A 14,085-nucleotide genomic window follows, 5' to 3' on the forward strand; every position below is an offset into this window, starting at 1 on the left:
TGGTCCGGTGCGAGACGGGGGAGTCAGAATGCGTTCCGCAGGTACCAGAACGCGATGAAGCCGAGGATGACCACCACCGGCAGCCAGCGGAAGCCGCGCTTGAGGCGCCGTCCTTCGGCGGCCACCCCGGGCGGCGGCGCGAGCAGACCGGCAGGCGGCGCGAACGGCAGCTGGGCGCTGGCCGTCTGCGGGTCCACGGCCGGAACCACGGATGCCGGAGCGCTCGCCGCCTCCTCTCGCAACCGGTCGTCGCGCCACCGCGCCCACTGGTCGAACTTGGTGATGAGCGCGCCGACCGCGCCGAACAGCCACGACCAGGTCGCGGGGTCGAGCGTCGATGCGCGTCGCTGCGTGTAGAGGAACAGCCAGTCGTCGACGATCTCCACGTCGAGTTCGGCGGCGTTGTCGATGAAGCGCGCCATGATGTCGGGCGTGAAGAGGTACAGCGCGTCGCGCTCGTAGCCGGCAGGGCAGTAAAGCGTGAAGTACTTGTCGAAGTCCCCTTCGAGCGACAGCCGCTGCTCGCGCTGGAACGAGGCGGGCAGATTGGAGCCGAACGCGTTGTTGCCCTTCGCGTCGAGCACGATGTTCGGCAGAGGCACGTCGAGCTTCACCGCGACGTACCCCCAGCGGTAGGTGGTCGAGTTCTTCCCCGACTGCACCGTGTACTGGTAATTGCCGAATTCGACGAACCGCGGGTTCGTGCCCCGCACGAGGTTTGTCGAGACACGTGAGCGGCCGAGGCTGAAGATCATGCCGGGCAGCGGAGGGTCGGCGATCCGCGCCTCGTAGGTCATGCCGTTGGCCCGGGCGAACCTGTCGAGCCGGTACCGCGTGACCCGTGCTCGCCGCCAGCCGACGAGCGCTCCGATGCCGATCGCGACGCCCACGCCGCCGAAGAGCAGCAGCCCGATCCCGGCGAACCCGAAGTCGCGCGGACTGGTGGCGAGGCCGATGAGCACGGAGGCCGCGATCGGGACGGAGACGAGCACCACGATCACGACGACCACGAGACCGATCACGGTCGAGACCGACATGCCCAGCGAACCGCGGGCGCGGAGCTCCGCCGCGAAGGAGCTGACCGCTCGGGGGTCGACGGGATCGGTCAGAGGTCGGCTGTCGAAGCTCGTGGCGGGCTGCGGGTGGCTCATCGGTTCACCTCGTCGCTGTCCCCGTGCAGCTCGGCGCCCTCGCTGATCGCGAAGGCCTCCAGCGCGGCGTCGGCGCACAGGGCGGCGACGAGCTCGGCCGACCCGGCGACGACCGTGGAGTCGTAGTCGATCTCGCTGACCAGCACCCACGCCCGATCCTCGGGCCAGAGGATGCTGGGGCTCTGCGCGCTCGGGGGGAATCCGTGCTGCTCGCCGGGGAGGTCGCGCCATGGCGCACGCAGCACCCAGTCGGCATCGGCGAACTCGGCGACGCCGGCCGAGAACAGCACGTAGGCGCGGTCCCGCGTGTGGAAGCGCGGTCCCTCGGAGATCTCCTTCGACAGGATGCCCTCCTGCCACGTCTTCCTGCGGAAGACGTTGTTGAACGGGTCGTGCACGCTGCGGTCGAGCATCGCCCGGTGGTTCGGATCGTCGACGGGCGTCAGGAACGCGCGCGACGGGGTGTGCCCGAAGTGGCCGAGCAGACCGCCGAAACCCTCCCACAGTGCGGACACTCCGTCGTCGGGCGTGCCCGTGGCCGCACGCAGGTGCGTCGCGATCGCGGCGACGGTCTCCGGCGCGAGGGCGCCCTCGGCCGGGGCGCTGAACTCCCGACCGTCCGGGGCGACGCGGGTCTGCCAGTCTTCGTCCATCGGCGTGCGCACCACGCGCTGCCACTGGGCGAGAGGATGCAGCACGGTGCCGAAAGCCCGGGCGGTCTCGGCCCAGGTCGTGGGCTCGTCGACGAAGAGCTCCATCAGTCGCTGCTGCTCGGCTCCCGGCATCCGCTCCCAGTCGTCGAACGTCGGAACGGGCCGATCGGGGAGTGAGCGCACGATCGCCGGATGCAGGATGCGCGCGTAGGCCGGGTATCCGTGGGGGACGACCGAGTGCATCGACGAGTTCCACGGGTCGTCGAGCCTGTCGCGCAGCCATGATCCGGCCGAGGGGTCGGGCATCCAGTGCATGCGACCCACGCTACCCGGGGGAGTGCGCGGCACGACGGTTCGCCGCTACTGTGCGAGAGGAAGTCCAGAGCGGGGAGGGCCGGGGATGGTCGACGGGGTCGCTGTGGTGCCGGGCGAACGGGTGTTCCGTCGTCATCCGGCACGGGCCGTGATGAGCGCGGTCGTGACGACGGCGGTGCTGTCGACGTTGACCCTCTTCGTGCTGCCGCAGTTCCTGCCGCGCCGCATGGACATCCCGACGCGCGGGATCATCGTGCTCGTCGTGGCGCTCGCCCTGACCGCGGCGGTGTGGCTCGGTATCTTCTGGTTCCGCAACGTCCGCGTCGTCGTCCGCCCCACGACGGTCGAGGTCGGACGCGGCGGAGACCGCGAGGTCTTCGACCGCGCCACGACCGTGTTCCGCTCGAAGATCACGGAGCACCGCACGAACGGCATCCGCAGCGGGGTCACCCGCGCTCTCATCGTCTACAGCAACGGGCGCGAGATCGTCGTGGAGCTGCCGGGCTTCACACGCACGACCTTCAACGAGCTCATGGCCGTGCTCAGCCCGGTCGACGAGCCGCCGGCGGTGGATCCCGTCGCGGCCGCTCGCGCGAGAGCGCACCTGCCGACGTCGTTCGCGGTGGACGCGTCGAAGGAGCGCGGGTTCGCGAACGGCCTGCTCGTCGGAGCGGTCGCAGCCCTGCTCGTGACCCTCGCCACGGTCGCCGTCGCCGTCACCCCGGGATTCCTCGACGGCGAGCTGTCGGCGCTCGTCCTCATCGCGCCGTTCGCGGGCGTCGCCGGCGTCGGACTGCTGATCGGCGCGGTGCAGCGGCGGAGGATGCTGCGCGGCATCCCGTCGCGCATCGGGGTCAGTCAGCAGGGTCTCCGCCTCGACGACCTCGACGTCCCGTACGCGCAGCTGAGCCGCATCTGGCTCACCCCGACGGGCTACCCGGTGCGTCGCCTCGGCCTCGAGCGGCAGGGCGGCCGATCGACCACCCATGTGCTCGGATCGTCGCGCGTGCAGATGGTCCCGGAGTACGAGACGTTCCTCGTCACGGTGCGCGCGCAGACAGCGCATCTGCCCGGTCTGCTGCGCCTCGACCTGGAATGACGGTCAGACGAAACGGATGCCGCGGCAGGCCCGCGGAGCGTTTCGTCTCGCCCCTGCTGCGCGTTCGCCGGGCGCGGCAGACGCCTGGATGCCGGGTGGGAGCGCCCCCACGGAGCGCCGCATAATCGGAGGGTGACCTCGCCTACGACGACTATCCCCTCCCTCGACGGCCGCCGCTTCCGCATGGTGTCATCGACCACCTCCGCCGTTGACCCGGAGGCGCCGAGCGAGTTCGTCTACTGGGAGAAGGACGGCGCGATCTGGGGCGATTACTCGGGCGACACCGTGACCTTCGGGCGCTTCGTCGGCACCCGCACCGGCGACACCATCTGGGTGTCGTTCGTGCACGTGCTCGTCGCCGACGGAACGGTCGTCACCGGCAACGGCGAGAGCGACCTCGAACTGACGGATGCGGGGCTCATCCGGCTCGTCGAGCACTACGAGATGCACGGCCTGCCCCAGCTGAGCGTGTGCGAAGAGGTCGCTGCCTGAACGCTCGTTCAATCTAAGACCCCTCGCGGGTCAATGAGCGAGCGAGCCCCCTCGCGGGTCAATGAGCGAGCGAGCCCCCTCGCGGGTCAATGAGCGAGCGAGCCCCCTCGCGGGTCGTTGAGCGAGCGAAGCGAGACGAAACGCACCGATCCCCGGAACGCCCTCGCGCGACACCGATATCCCAGCATCCAATCCCTCTCGCCCTCGTCGGGACTCCCGCTCCCGACGAGGGACCGACAGGATGGTCGCCATGAGCCTCGATCCCTCCGCCCGCGCTCCTCGCCGCATCCCCGGCGGCGCCGAACTCGACGTCCTGATGCGGCTCTACGGGTATCGGTTCACCCGCACCGGCGGAGTCGCCGGCGCGGAGGCCTCGCACGATCCTGCGGACATCGAGGCCGCCGAGAGCCACGGATGGCCCGTGCGCGTGCCCGAGCACTTCACAGCGAACGAGGTCTTCACCAGGTCGATCGAGGCGGCCTCGCACCTCGACGACGATGCCGTGCTCGGAGCCTTCATCGCCGGCCTGCACAGCGCTCCCCGCGGACGGCAGACCGTGATCTCCGTCGGCTGGTGCCGACACCTCGCCGAGGCAGCGGTCGCCGCCGACGGCCTGCCCGACTGCGGACTCGCGAGGGAGGAGGCACTCGAGATCGACGTGACCGAGCAGCTCCTGCGTCTGGCTCTCGGCTGGGCGTGGAACGAGCAGCCGCACCACTACCTCGCCGACCTCGACGCAGCGAGCGCGGAGGGACTGCCCGTGCCGACCGACGACGACCGCGAGCGACTGCGCTCCCTGCTCGACCTCATCGCCGGCCTCCCCGACGGTACCCGGCCCGGTGAACTGGAGAAGGCGGTCGCGCGCGCGAGGATCATCCCCCGCGCGGACAGGTATCAGCGCTACGGCATCCTTCTGGGGCTCGCCGAGTTCGGGGTGCTCCCCGGCAGTGTGACCCCGAGCTGGGACGGCTTCGTGTCGCGGCGCGAGGTCGCCGAGGCGTGTACCGGAGGACCGCGGTCAGACGTGCCCCCGCCGCTGTCGGGCTGGCGCGGAGGGATCGACGAGCGGAAGGCCGCGCGGCTGCGGAGTCTCTGACCGTCGCCGCGCGGGAGCGTTGACGAGGGGACGGCGTTTCGTCTCGCTTCGCTCGCTCCACGACCCGCGGGGGAGAGCGTCTCGCTCACCGACCCGCGGGGAGAGCGTCTCGCTCAACGACCCGCGGGTGGTCTCGGTCGACGACCCCTGGGTCAGCGGGGCGGGAGGGCGTCGCGACCGGGGGATGCCGGAGTCCAGCGCGTCATGCCGAGGGGCACCGCCATGTCGCGTTCGGGAAGGTCTGTCGGCAGCAGGTACGAGCGGCGCACGACCTCGTCGAGCACGACCACGCTCACCACCGTGCGCACCTCGGGCAGCTGCGCGATGACTCCGGTCGAGAACTCGTGCACGCCGCTGACGTCGACCGCGCGGATGAGCAGCATCGCGTCGTGCTCGCCCGTCGTGATCGCGCACCACTCGACGTCGGGCATCTCGACGACGCGGTCGCGGAACGACGCCCACGCCTGCGGGTGCACCGTGACGAACACCAGTGCCCCGATGGACAGGCCGGCCTTGGCCTGATCGACCGTCGCGCTGAACCCGGTGATGACACCGTCCTGCATCAGCGACTCGACACGCGTGTAGGCGTTGGCGCGGGAGATCCCGACGCTCTCGGCGAGAGCGGCGATCGAGATACGACCGTTATCGCGCAGGGTGTCGAGGATTCTGTACGCGGTGTCGTCCAAAGGGGTGGCACTTCGTCCAGAATGCTGCGAACCTTCGCTGTTCTTGCTGGACATATGTCTCCTCCCGTGCGAGGTGCTGGGACAGACCGTGAGTTCGGTTGCATCCTCGCTGGACACATCGTCCCATATGATGCGAATCTGATCACCGGTCGTCCACCCGGCATCGACCGAACCCGAATGTACTCCTCGCCTCTGGAGGCTCTCATGTCGTCACGTCGCAGCACGTCCGTCATCGCGATCGGAGCGGTCTCGCTCCTCGCGCTCGCAGGATGCTCCGGAGGCAACTCCGCGAACAACAGCGATGGCAACTCGTCGTCCGGTTCGCTCGTCATCGACACGGCGTTCTCGATCGAGACCGCCGACCCCGGCCACACCTATGACCCGACCGGCAACATGATCGCCAAGGCGCTCTACGAGACGCTCGTCGACTTCGAGGGCTCCGACGTGTCGACTCCGGTCCCCGGTCTCGCGTCCTGGGAGCAGAACGACGCCGCGACCGAGTTCACCTTCACGCTCGAGGGCGACCGCGTCTTCTCCGACGGCTCGCCGATCGAGGCGAAGGACGTCGTCTTCACCCTGCAGCGCATCCAGGGCATGGAAGACGCGAAGCCGAACTTCCTGCTCGGCGGTCTCACCATCACCGAGGTCGACGACAAGACCATCAGCATCACCTCCGAGACGCCGCTGCTGCAGCTGCCCGCGATCCTCGCGAACCCCGCACTCGGCATCGTCAACTCCGACGTCGTGATCGAGAACGGCGGCACGACCGACGGCTCCGACTCGGCGCAGAAGTTCCTCGACGGCGCCTCCGCCGGTTCCGGACCCTTCGTGCTCGACACCCTCGACCTCTCGTCGCAGGTCGTGCTGACGAAGAACGACGAGTACAACGGCGACGAGGAGGCCGGCTACGACCGCGTCGTGGTGCGCAACGTCTCGGAGAGCGCGACCCAGCTCGCGAACCTCAAGGGCGGCGACTCCATGGTCGCGATGGACCTCAACGGCGACCAGGTCGCCGGTCTGGGCGATGGCCTCCAGGTCGAATCGGTCCCCTCCGGTCAGACCATCTTCCTGCTGCTGAACCAGTCCTCGGCCGTCGCCGGCGACCTCGCGAACGTGAAGATCGCCGAGGCCATCCGCTACGCGCTCGACTACGACGCTCTGCTCGAGCTCGCGGGTTCCGGTGCCGTGCAGGCGACCGGTGTCATCCCGCCCGGATTCGAGGGTGCCCTCGACAGCGGTGTGGAGCAGGACCTCGAGAAGTCGAAGGCCGCGCTCGCCGAGGCCGGCTACACCGGTCAGACGCTGAAGCTGCAGTTCCCGAACGACTACCCCGTCGGCGGCGTGGAGTTCACCCCGCTCGCCGAGCGCGTGCAGGCGCAGCTCGAGGATGCCGGCATCACGGTCGAGCTCGCTCCGGCGCCGTTCGCCACCGAGCTCGACGCGTACGTCAACGGCACCGAGGGCTTCGGCCTGTGGTTCTGGGGTCCCGACTACGCCGACTCCGCGAACTTCCTGCCCTTCGCCCCCGGCCTGAAGGTCGGCCTCCGCGCCGGCTGGACCGCCGAGGCGAACCCCGAGATCGCGGGCATCGCCGCCGGTGCGGCCGCCGCGACCGACGAGGGCCAGCGCAGCGAGGCGTTCACCGCGTTCGCCGAGGCCATGCAGGTCGAGGGTCCGTTCGTGCCGCTGATCGTCCCCGGTCGCAACATCGCCACGGCGGATGCCGTCTCCGGCGCCGTGTACAACTCGGTGTGGGAGATGGACATCGCCGAGATCCAGCCCGCCGGCTGAGAGGGCTCTGACGCATGACGACGGTGGCCGTGCAACGCCAGGCGCAGCGTCGCAGGTCGCCGCTCGTCGGCTACCTGCTGCGCCGGGCCGGAACCTCCCTGCTCCTGCTGGTGGGGGTCACGATCGTGACCTTCGCGCTGACGAACCTCGTGCCCGGCGACCCCGTGTCGGCGGCACTCGGCGAGGGCGCGTCGCAGAACCCCGCGACGCGTGAGGCGTTCATCAAGGAGCACGGGCTCGACCAGCCGTTGTTCGTGCAGTACTTCATCTACATGGGGAACCTGCTCCGCGGGGACCTCGGCACATCGCTGGTGACCGGGCGACCGGTCACCAGCGATCTCGCCACCGCCGTGCCGGCGACCATCGAGATCGCGATCGGCGCGATCATCCTGAGCCTCGCCGTCAGCATCGTGCTCGGCACGCTCGCCGCGTACCGCCGCGGGCTCGTCACCGATCAGGTCATCCGGGTCGTGACGCTGGTCGGCCTCAGCGTCCCCACCTTCTGGCTCGCTCTCGTGAGCTTCTACGTCTTCTTCCTCGAGCTGCGCATCGCGCCCGGATCGGGCCGCATCTCGCCCTCGATCACACCGCCGCCCCGCATCACCGGGCTGTACACGGTCGACTACCTCCTCAACGGCGACGGGGTCGGCTTCTTCGACGCCCTCGCGCACCTCGCCCTGCCGGTCATGGTGCTGTCGCTCGTGACGATCGGTCTGCTCACGCGGTTCATCCGCACGTCGGTGCTCGAGGTGCTCGGCAGCGACTACGTGCGCGCGGCCAGGGCCAAGGGGCTCCCCGCGATGCGCGTCATCCTCGACTACGTGCTGCGCGGCGCGTCGCTCCCGATCCTCACCGTCGTGGGCGTCGCGTTCGGCTCGCTGCTCTCCGGCACGGTGCTCGTCGAGTCGGTGTTCGCGTGGCCGGGGCTCGGCACGTACGCCTACAACTCCGCCGCCAACCTCGACCTGCCGGGCATCATGGGCGTCGGTCTCGTCGTCGGCGTCATCTACCTCCTCATCAACTTCGTCGTCGATCTGCTCTACGGCGTCCTGGACCCGAGAGTGAGGATCGCATGAGCCGCATCGACTCGGCATCCGGGCCCTGGCGGTTCCGCTTCCGCTGGCCGCGCGCCTGGCGCACCCCGCTCGGCGTGATCGGCACCGTGATCGCCGCCGCCTGGATCATCGTCGCGTTCACGGCGCAGTGGTGGGTGCCGTACGGGCCGAACGCCCAGGTGCTCCCGCGCCTGCAGGAGCCGGGGATCGACACCCTGCTCGGCACCGACGGCAACGGTCGCGACATCTTCTCGCGTCTGATGACCGGCGCGACGGTCAGCCTGCCGCTGGCGCTCATGCTCGTGATCGCCGCGATGATCATCGGCACCACGATCGGCGCCGTCGCCGGGTACTTCGGTCGCGGCGTCGACGAGACGCTCATGCGCATCACCGACCTGTTCATGGCGTTCCCGACCGTCATTCTCGCGATGGTCGTGGCGGCGTCGCTCGGTCCGTCGCTGTTCAACGCCGTGATCGCCGCGATCGTCGTGTCGTGGCCGCAGTACGCCCGTGTCACCCGCAGCATCGTGCTCGGGCTGCGCGGACAGAACTACGTCATCGCCGGACGCCTGCTCGGCCATTCGCCCGTCCGCACGCTCTTCGTCGACATCCTCCCCAACATCGCCGGACCCATGCTCGTGCTGGCGACCCTCGACATCGGCGCGGCGATCCTGCTGCTCTCCGGCCTGTCGTTCCTCGGACTCGGCGCGCAACCGCCGACCGCCGAGTGGGGGTCGATGATCTCCGCGGCCATGCAGAACTTCGACGCGTGGTGGCTCGGGGTGTTCCCCGGACTCGCGATCCTCACCGTCGTGCTCGCGTTCAACTTCCTCGGTGACGCGATGCGCGACGTGCTCGACCCGACGGCCGAGGTCACGCACGAGAAGCAGGCCGACCACGTCGCCTCGGCGAAGGGAGCGGCGGCATGAACGCGTCCGCAGCAGCGCCGGCCCTCCGCATCCGCGATCTGACGATCGAGATCGGCCGCCCTCTCGTGCACGGCATCTCACTCGACCTGCAGGCGGGGCGCATCCACGGACTCGCCGGCGAATCGGGATCGGGCAAGACCCTCACCTCGCTGGCCGTGCTCGGCCTCCTGCCGCGCCAGGCGCGCACCGGCGGCTCGATCACCCTCGCGGGCGAGGAGCTCGTCGGACTCCGTCGGCGCGGTTTCAACCGCATCCGGGGAAAGCGCATCGCGATGGTCTTCCAGGACCCGTCCGCCTCGCTGCACCCCCAGCTGCCCGTCGGCCGCCAGCTCACCGACCACATGCGGGTGCACCTCGGACTCCGCGGCGCCGCCGCGACGGCCAGGGCGATCGAACTGCTCGAGACGGTGCAGGTGCCGAATCCGGATGCTGCGCTCAAGCGCTACCCGCACCAGTTCTCCGGGGGTCAGCGTCAGCGCATCGCGATCGCGTGCGCGCTCGCCTGCGATCCGGAGGTGCTGCTCGCCGACGAGCCGACCACGGCCCTCGACGTCACGGTGCAGGCCGGCATCCTGAAGCTCCTCCGCGACCTCGCCACCGAGCGCGATCTCGCGGTGCTGCTTGTCACGCACGACCTGGGCGTGATGAGCGCGATCGCCGACGAGGTCGCCGTCATGAAGGACGGTCGGATCGTCGAGAAGGCCGACCGCGAGACGCTGTTCCGCGACCCGCAGCACGAGTACACCCGCACGCTGCTCGCCGCACTCCCCGGCTCGAAGGTCGAGGAAGCGGCCGGCGGACCCGTCGCGGATGTCGACCCGGTCGCGCCCAGCGAGAAGGAGGATGCCGATGAGTGACGTCTCCGTCCTCGACGCGCGGGGCGTCGTCGTGCGCTACCCGGGCAACCCGCCGGTCGTCGCCGTCGACCAGGTGTCGATGCAGGTCGCACCCGGGGAGACCGTCGCGCTGGTCGGCGAGTCGGGCAGCGGCAAGTCGAGCCTCGCCCGCGCGGTCGTCGGCATCGAGAAGATCGCCGCCGGTGAAGTGCGGTTCCGCGATGCGCCGGTCACGCCGCTCGGCATCCGCCGCCGGAAGCTCGCGCTCACCGGCATCCAGATGGTGTTCCAGGACCCGTCGACGTCGCTGAACCCGCGCCGCCGGGTGGGCGACCAGATCGCCGACGGCATCACGACCGCTCGGGCACGCGGCGCCGAGGGCTCGCGCGTGGAGGAGTGGCTCGAGCGCGTCGGGCTCCCGGCTCAGGTCGCGACCCGGTTCCCGCACCAGTTCTCGGGCGGGCAGAAGCAGCGCATCGCGATCGCCAGGGCGCTCGCAGCGCGGCCGTCGCTGCTCGTGGCCGACGAGCCGATCTCGGCCCTGGACGCCTCGACGCAGACCAGCGTCGCCGGACTCATGCGCGACCTCGTCGCCGAGGCCGGAGCGGGGATGCTGTTCATCTCGCACGACCTCGCCGTGGTCCGCCGCATCGCCGACCGCACCTTCGTCATGTACGCGGGCCGCGTGCTGGAGTCGGGGCCGACCGATCGCGTGTGGGCTGCGCCGCAGCATCCGTACACCCGGGCTCTGCTCGCGGCGATCCCGGAGCCGGACGGCACCGGGCGCATCCCCGCCGCTCCGTCGACCGACGAGCGGATCGCCTGGTCGGAGATCCCGCCCGTCATCGGCTGACGTCCGGGTCGGGGGTCGGCGCGTGCTTCCGGTACCAGCCCCGAAGTGTCGGGGACGGGCCGGGTCAGCGGGCGATGAGGCGGTGGGGCACCTCGTGGTGCGATCCGGGTGCGGTCTTCGCGTCCTGCAGGATGTCGAGGATGACGGATGCCGCCTGCTCGACGCCGTGGTCGACGGTCGAGAACGCCGGGATGTGGAAGCGTCCCTCCTCGATGTCGTCGAAACCCATCACCTGCACCCGGTCGGGCACCGAGATGCCGTGGCTGCCGAGTGTGTACAGCGCGCCCAGCGCCAGGCTGTCGCTGAAGCAGAACAGGGCGTCGAAGTCGGTGCCCTCCGCGATGAGCCGCTCGACGGCGATCGATCCCTCGGCGCGGTTGAACTGGTCGACCGTGGCGTAGAGCGCGGGGTCGTCGGCGATGCCCGCGGCGGCCAGCGCCTGTCGATAGCCGTCGAACCGGAGGCGGGAGGTGGCGGTCGGCCCCGACTGCTGCACGCCGACCGCGGCGATGCGCCGGCGCCCCTGTTCGATCAGGTGCGCGGTGGCGGCGGCTGCCGCTGACACGTTGTCGATGCCGACGTGGTGCACGGCGGGGGTCAGCAGTTCCTCGGCCTGCTCGCCGATGAGCACGAGCGGGGGAGAGGCCGGTCGGCCCACGAGGTCGTCGGGGCGCAGAGCCAGGGGGCTCATGACGATCCCGTCGAGCGCGGGGAATCCCTCACCGGCCATCATGGCGAGCTCGGCCGCGCGGTCGGCGCCGGTCTGCGCGATGAGCACCGTGAGGGACCGTGTCTGAGCCGCGCTCACGAACTGCGAGGCGAACTCGGCGAAGTACGGCTCGCGCAGGTCGGGGAGCACGAGGGCGATGAGCCCGCTGCGGCCGTTGCGCAGCTGTCGAGCCGCGAGGTTGGGGCGGTAGCCGAGCTCGTCGATCGCGGCGAGGATGCGCTGGCGCACCTCGTCGCCGACCCAGCCGGTGCCGTTCACGACGTTGGAGACCGATTTGGCGCTGACGCCGACCCGGGCGGCGACGTCGGCGAGCGTGACGCGGGGCATGCGGGGCTCCTCTGAGACGGACGGCGTTCTTCGGTTGACTCTAGTTCAACGTGGAACTATCGTGTAGTTCAACGTGGAACGGAAAGCGATTTCCGAGCCGCCGACGACGGCGGATCAGACGACGAGAACCGGCGCAGATGCCGGAAGAGGGAGCCCACCCGTGGTGACGCACGACGCCGACCGAACGAACGAGACCCTGCGCGCGAGCGCGCTGGAGTCGGCCCGCCCGCGGCCGCAGCTCGTGCGCGAGTCGTTCCTCCTGCTCGACGGAGAGTGGGGCTTCGCGCACGACGACGCCGACCGCGGCCTCGCGGAGCGGTGGTTCGACGGACGCGCGCTGGGCGGCAGCATCCTCGTCCCGTTCCCGCCCGAGTCGCCGGCGTCCGGCGTCGGCGAGACGGGGTTCCACCCGGTCGTCTGGTACCGCCGCTCGCTCACCGGCGCGCAGCTCGCCGAGGTCGGCCACGCAGCGGGGGAGCGGGCCGTCCTCCACTTCGGGGCGGTCGACTACCGGGCCTCCGTCTGGATCGACGGGCAGCTGGTCGGATGCCACGAGGGCGGCCACACGCCCTTCGCGCTCGACATCACCGACGCGCTCGACCCCACGACCGACGAGCACGCGATCGTCGTACGCGCCGAGGACGACCCGCACGACCTCTCCCAGCCGCGCGGCAAGCAGGACTGGGAGGAGCACCCGCACGCGATCTGGTACCACCGCACGACCGGCATCTGGCAGTCGGTGTGGCTGGAATCGGTCGCCCCGCAGCACATCACGGGGCTGAACTGGACCAGCGACCTCACCGCCGGCACGGTGACGCTCGACCTCACGCTCAGCCGCGGCGACCGGGCGAGCGCGCGCGTTCGGATCGCCCATGCGGGACGCGAACTCGCCGCGGCGACCGTGCAGACGACCGGCACGAGGGCCACCCTGACGGTCGCCCTCGACGGGCAGAGCAACGGCCAGAACTACGAGGGACTGCTGTGGCGCCCCGGACAGCCCACGCTGCTCGACGCCTGGATCGAACTCGACGACGGGGAGCGGACGGATGCCGTCGCCAGCTACCTCGGCCTGCGCAGCGTCTCGTGGAGCGACGGAGCACTCCTGCTCAACGACCGGCCGGTGACGCTGCGCTCGGTGCTCAGCCAGGGCTACTGGCCGGAGTCGCACCTCGCCGCACCCTCGCCCGACGCGCTGCGCCGCGAGGCCGAGCTGATCGCGGAGCTGGGGTTCAACTCCGTGCGCGTGCATCAGAAGGTCGAGGACGACCGTTTCCTCTACTGGGCCGACCGGCTCGGGCTGCTCGTGTGGGGCGAGATGGCCGCGACGTACACGTTCGACGAGCGGGCCGTGCAGCGCACCACCGCCGAGTGGACGGCCGCCGTGCTGCGCGACCGCGCCCACCCGAGCATCGTCACGTGGGTGCCGCTCAACGAGAGCTGGGGAGTGCAGCACATCGCCTCGCGGGCGGATCAGCGGGCGTTCGCCGAGGGGCTGTACCAGCTCACCAAGGCCCTCGATCCCACGAGGCCCGTCATCTCGAACGACGGCTGGGAGCTCGGCACGTCCGACCTGTGGACCATGCACGACTACGAGGCCGACGGCGAGGTCCTCGCCGACCGCTACGACATCGACGACGCCGAGCTGCGCGCGTACATCTCGGGCATCGGCCCGGCCGGGCGCCGGGTGCGACTGCCCGGCACCTCCGACGACGGCCAGCCGATCATGCTCACCGAGTTCGGCGGCGTGAAGTGGGCGGCCGACGCGAGCCCCGAGGACTCGTGGGGCTACTCCGAGGCCGCCGGTGCCGAGGACTACACCCGCATGCTCGCGTCGATCCTCGGTGCCGTGCAATCGGGGACCCGCGGTTTCCGAGGTCGCGCACGCGGTCTCTCCGGCTGGTGCTGGACCCAGCTCACCGACACGATGCAGGAGCGCAACGGCCTGCTCACCGAGACCCGCGAGCCCAAGCTGCCCGTCGAGATCATCCGCTCGCTGATCCAGGGGACCGAGATCGCCTGATCGCCCACCGCCGTCCGGCGCATCCTGCCGCCGACACACACCAGGGCTGACG

At 70.5% G+C, this 14,085-nt stretch carries 13 protein-coding genes; 9 read left to right on the forward strand and 4 right to left on the reverse strand.

Translation table 11 applies throughout. From position 1 onward, the window contains the following. Positions 1-23: 23 nt before the first annotated feature. A complete protein-coding gene (locus tag MRBLWO14_RS09445) occupies positions 24-1,151 on the reverse strand; it encodes a hypothetical protein (RefSeq protein ID WP_341932903.1) in 1,128 nt (375 codons plus the stop codon). Continuing rightward, positions 1,148-2,119, reverse strand: a complete 972-nt coding sequence (locus MRBLWO14_RS09450) for a hypothetical protein (RefSeq protein WP_341932904.1) — start codon at positions 2,117-2,119, stop codon at positions 1,148-1,150. The genes MRBLWO14_RS09445 and MRBLWO14_RS09450 overlap by 4 nt, the downstream gene beginning before the upstream one ends. A gap of 85 nt (positions 2,120-2,204) precedes the next feature. On the opposite strand from MRBLWO14_RS09450, the gene MRBLWO14_RS09455 reads away from it, so the two are divergent. The 3 genes from MRBLWO14_RS09455 (at position 2,205) to MRBLWO14_RS09465 (ending at position 4,806) form a co-directional block, all read left to right on the forward strand. Next, a complete protein-coding gene (locus MRBLWO14_RS09455) occupies positions 2,205-3,218 on the forward strand; it encodes a hypothetical protein (protein WP_341932905.1) in 1,014 nt (337 codons plus the stop codon). Positions 3,219-3,350: 132 nt separating this feature from the next. Next, a complete protein-coding gene (locus MRBLWO14_RS09460; RefSeq protein WP_341932906.1) occupies positions 3,351-3,710 on the forward strand; it encodes a hypothetical protein in 360 nt (119 codons plus the stop codon). Between the two features lie 250 nt (positions 3,711-3,960). Then, the gene (locus MRBLWO14_RS09465; protein WP_341932907.1) at positions 3,961-4,806 is read left to right on the forward strand and encodes a hypothetical protein; all 846 of its coding nucleotides are present in this window, start codon (positions 3,961-3,963) and stop codon (positions 4,804-4,806) included. 152 nt (positions 4,807-4,958) lie between these two features. Here MRBLWO14_RS09465 and MRBLWO14_RS09470 read toward each other — a convergent pair whose 3' ends face one another. Further along, positions 4,959-5,492 (reverse strand): Lrp/AsnC family transcriptional regulator, encoded by a 534-nt coding sequence (locus MRBLWO14_RS09470; protein WP_341932908.1) that lies wholly within the window; start codon positions 5,490-5,492, stop codon positions 4,959-4,961. A gap of 204 nt (positions 5,493-5,696) precedes the next feature. Here MRBLWO14_RS09470 and MRBLWO14_RS09475 point away from each other — a divergent pair, with 204 nt between their 5' ends. The 5 genes from MRBLWO14_RS09475 to MRBLWO14_RS09495 are packed head-to-tail and all read left to right on the forward strand — an operon-like array spanning position 5,697 to position 10,956. Next, complete coding sequence (locus MRBLWO14_RS09475; protein WP_341932909.1) at positions 5,697-7,283, forward strand: ABC transporter substrate-binding protein; 1,587 nt, start codon at positions 5,697-5,699, stop codon at positions 7,281-7,283. A 14-nt stretch (positions 7,284-7,297) separates the two neighbouring features. After that, positions 7,298-8,359 carry an ABC transporter permease gene (locus tag MRBLWO14_RS09480; protein WP_341932910.1) on the forward strand — a complete coding sequence of 354 codons (1,062 nt, stop codon included), beginning with the start codon at positions 7,298-7,300 and terminating at the stop codon, positions 8,357-8,359. Then, positions 8,356-9,267, forward strand: coding sequence for an ABC transporter permease (locus MRBLWO14_RS09485; RefSeq protein ID WP_341932911.1), 912 nt, complete (start codon positions 8,356-8,358; stop codon positions 9,265-9,267). The genes MRBLWO14_RS09480 and MRBLWO14_RS09485 overlap by 4 nt, the downstream gene beginning before the upstream one ends. Then, positions 9,264-10,124: an ABC transporter ATP-binding protein gene (locus tag MRBLWO14_RS09490; protein WP_341932912.1), complete on the forward strand. Its 861-nt coding sequence runs from the start codon at positions 9,264-9,266 to the stop codon at positions 10,122-10,124. The genes MRBLWO14_RS09485 and MRBLWO14_RS09490 overlap by 4 nt, the downstream gene beginning before the upstream one ends. Beyond that, entirely contained in the window at positions 10,117-10,956 is an 840-nt protein-coding gene (locus MRBLWO14_RS09495) for an ABC transporter ATP-binding protein (RefSeq protein WP_341932913.1), read from the forward strand. Before MRBLWO14_RS09490 ends, MRBLWO14_RS09495 begins: the two co-directional genes overlap by 8 nt. Before the next feature lie 64 nt (positions 10,957-11,020). On the opposite strand, the gene MRBLWO14_RS09500 is transcribed toward MRBLWO14_RS09495, so the two are convergent. Next, on the reverse strand, positions 11,021-12,013 hold the full coding sequence (locus MRBLWO14_RS09500) for a LacI family DNA-binding transcriptional regulator (protein WP_341932914.1): 993 nt from the start codon (positions 12,011-12,013) through the stop codon (positions 11,021-11,023). A gap of 160 nt (positions 12,014-12,173) precedes the next feature. On the opposite strand from MRBLWO14_RS09500, the gene MRBLWO14_RS09505 reads away from it, so the two are divergent. Then, positions 12,174-14,033: a glycoside hydrolase family 2 TIM barrel-domain containing protein gene (locus MRBLWO14_RS09505; protein ID WP_341932915.1), complete on the forward strand. Its 1,860-nt coding sequence runs from the start codon at positions 12,174-12,176 to the stop codon at positions 14,031-14,033. Positions 14,034-14,085: the final 52 nt, after the last annotated feature.

It is taken from the genome of Microbacterium sp. LWO14-1.2, from assembly GCF_038397715.1.
In the GTDB taxonomy this organism is placed as follows: domain Bacteria; phylum Actinomycetota; class Actinomycetes; order Actinomycetales; family Microbacteriaceae; genus Microbacterium.

Coding starts and splice junctions, on each gene's coding strand:
- MRBLWO14_RS09445 (WP_341932903.1), bottom strand. CDS start 1,151: ATGAGCCACCCGCAGCCCGCCACGAGCTTCGACAGCCGACCTCTGACC.
- MRBLWO14_RS09450 (WP_341932904.1), bottom strand. CDS start 2,119: ATGCACTGGATGCCCGACCCCTCGGCCGGATCATGGCTGCGCGACAGG.
- MRBLWO14_RS09455 (WP_341932905.1), top strand. CDS start 2,205: ATGGTCGACGGGGTCGCTGTGGTGCCGGGCGAACGGGTGTTCCGTCGT.
- MRBLWO14_RS09465 (WP_341932907.1), top strand. CDS start 3,961: ATGAGCCTCGATCCCTCCGCCCGCGCTCCTCGCCGCATCCCCGGCGGC.
- MRBLWO14_RS09475 (WP_341932909.1), top strand. CDS start 5,697: ATGTCGTCACGTCGCAGCACGTCCGTCATCGCGATCGGAGCGGTCTCG.
- MRBLWO14_RS09480 (WP_341932910.1), top strand. CDS start 7,298: ATGACGACGGTGGCCGTGCAACGCCAGGCGCAGCGTCGCAGGTCGCCG.
- MRBLWO14_RS09485 (WP_341932911.1), top strand. CDS start 8,356: ATGAGCCGCATCGACTCGGCATCCGGGCCCTGGCGGTTCCGCTTCCGC.
- MRBLWO14_RS09490 (WP_341932912.1), top strand. CDS start 9,264: ATGAACGCGTCCGCAGCAGCGCCGGCCCTCCGCATCCGCGATCTGACG.
- MRBLWO14_RS09495 (WP_341932913.1), top strand. CDS start 10,117: ATGAGTGACGTCTCCGTCCTCGACGCGCGGGGCGTCGTCGTGCGCTAC.
- MRBLWO14_RS09500 (WP_341932914.1), bottom strand. CDS start 12,013: ATGCCCCGCGTCACGCTCGCCGACGTCGCCGCCCGGGTCGGCGTCAGC.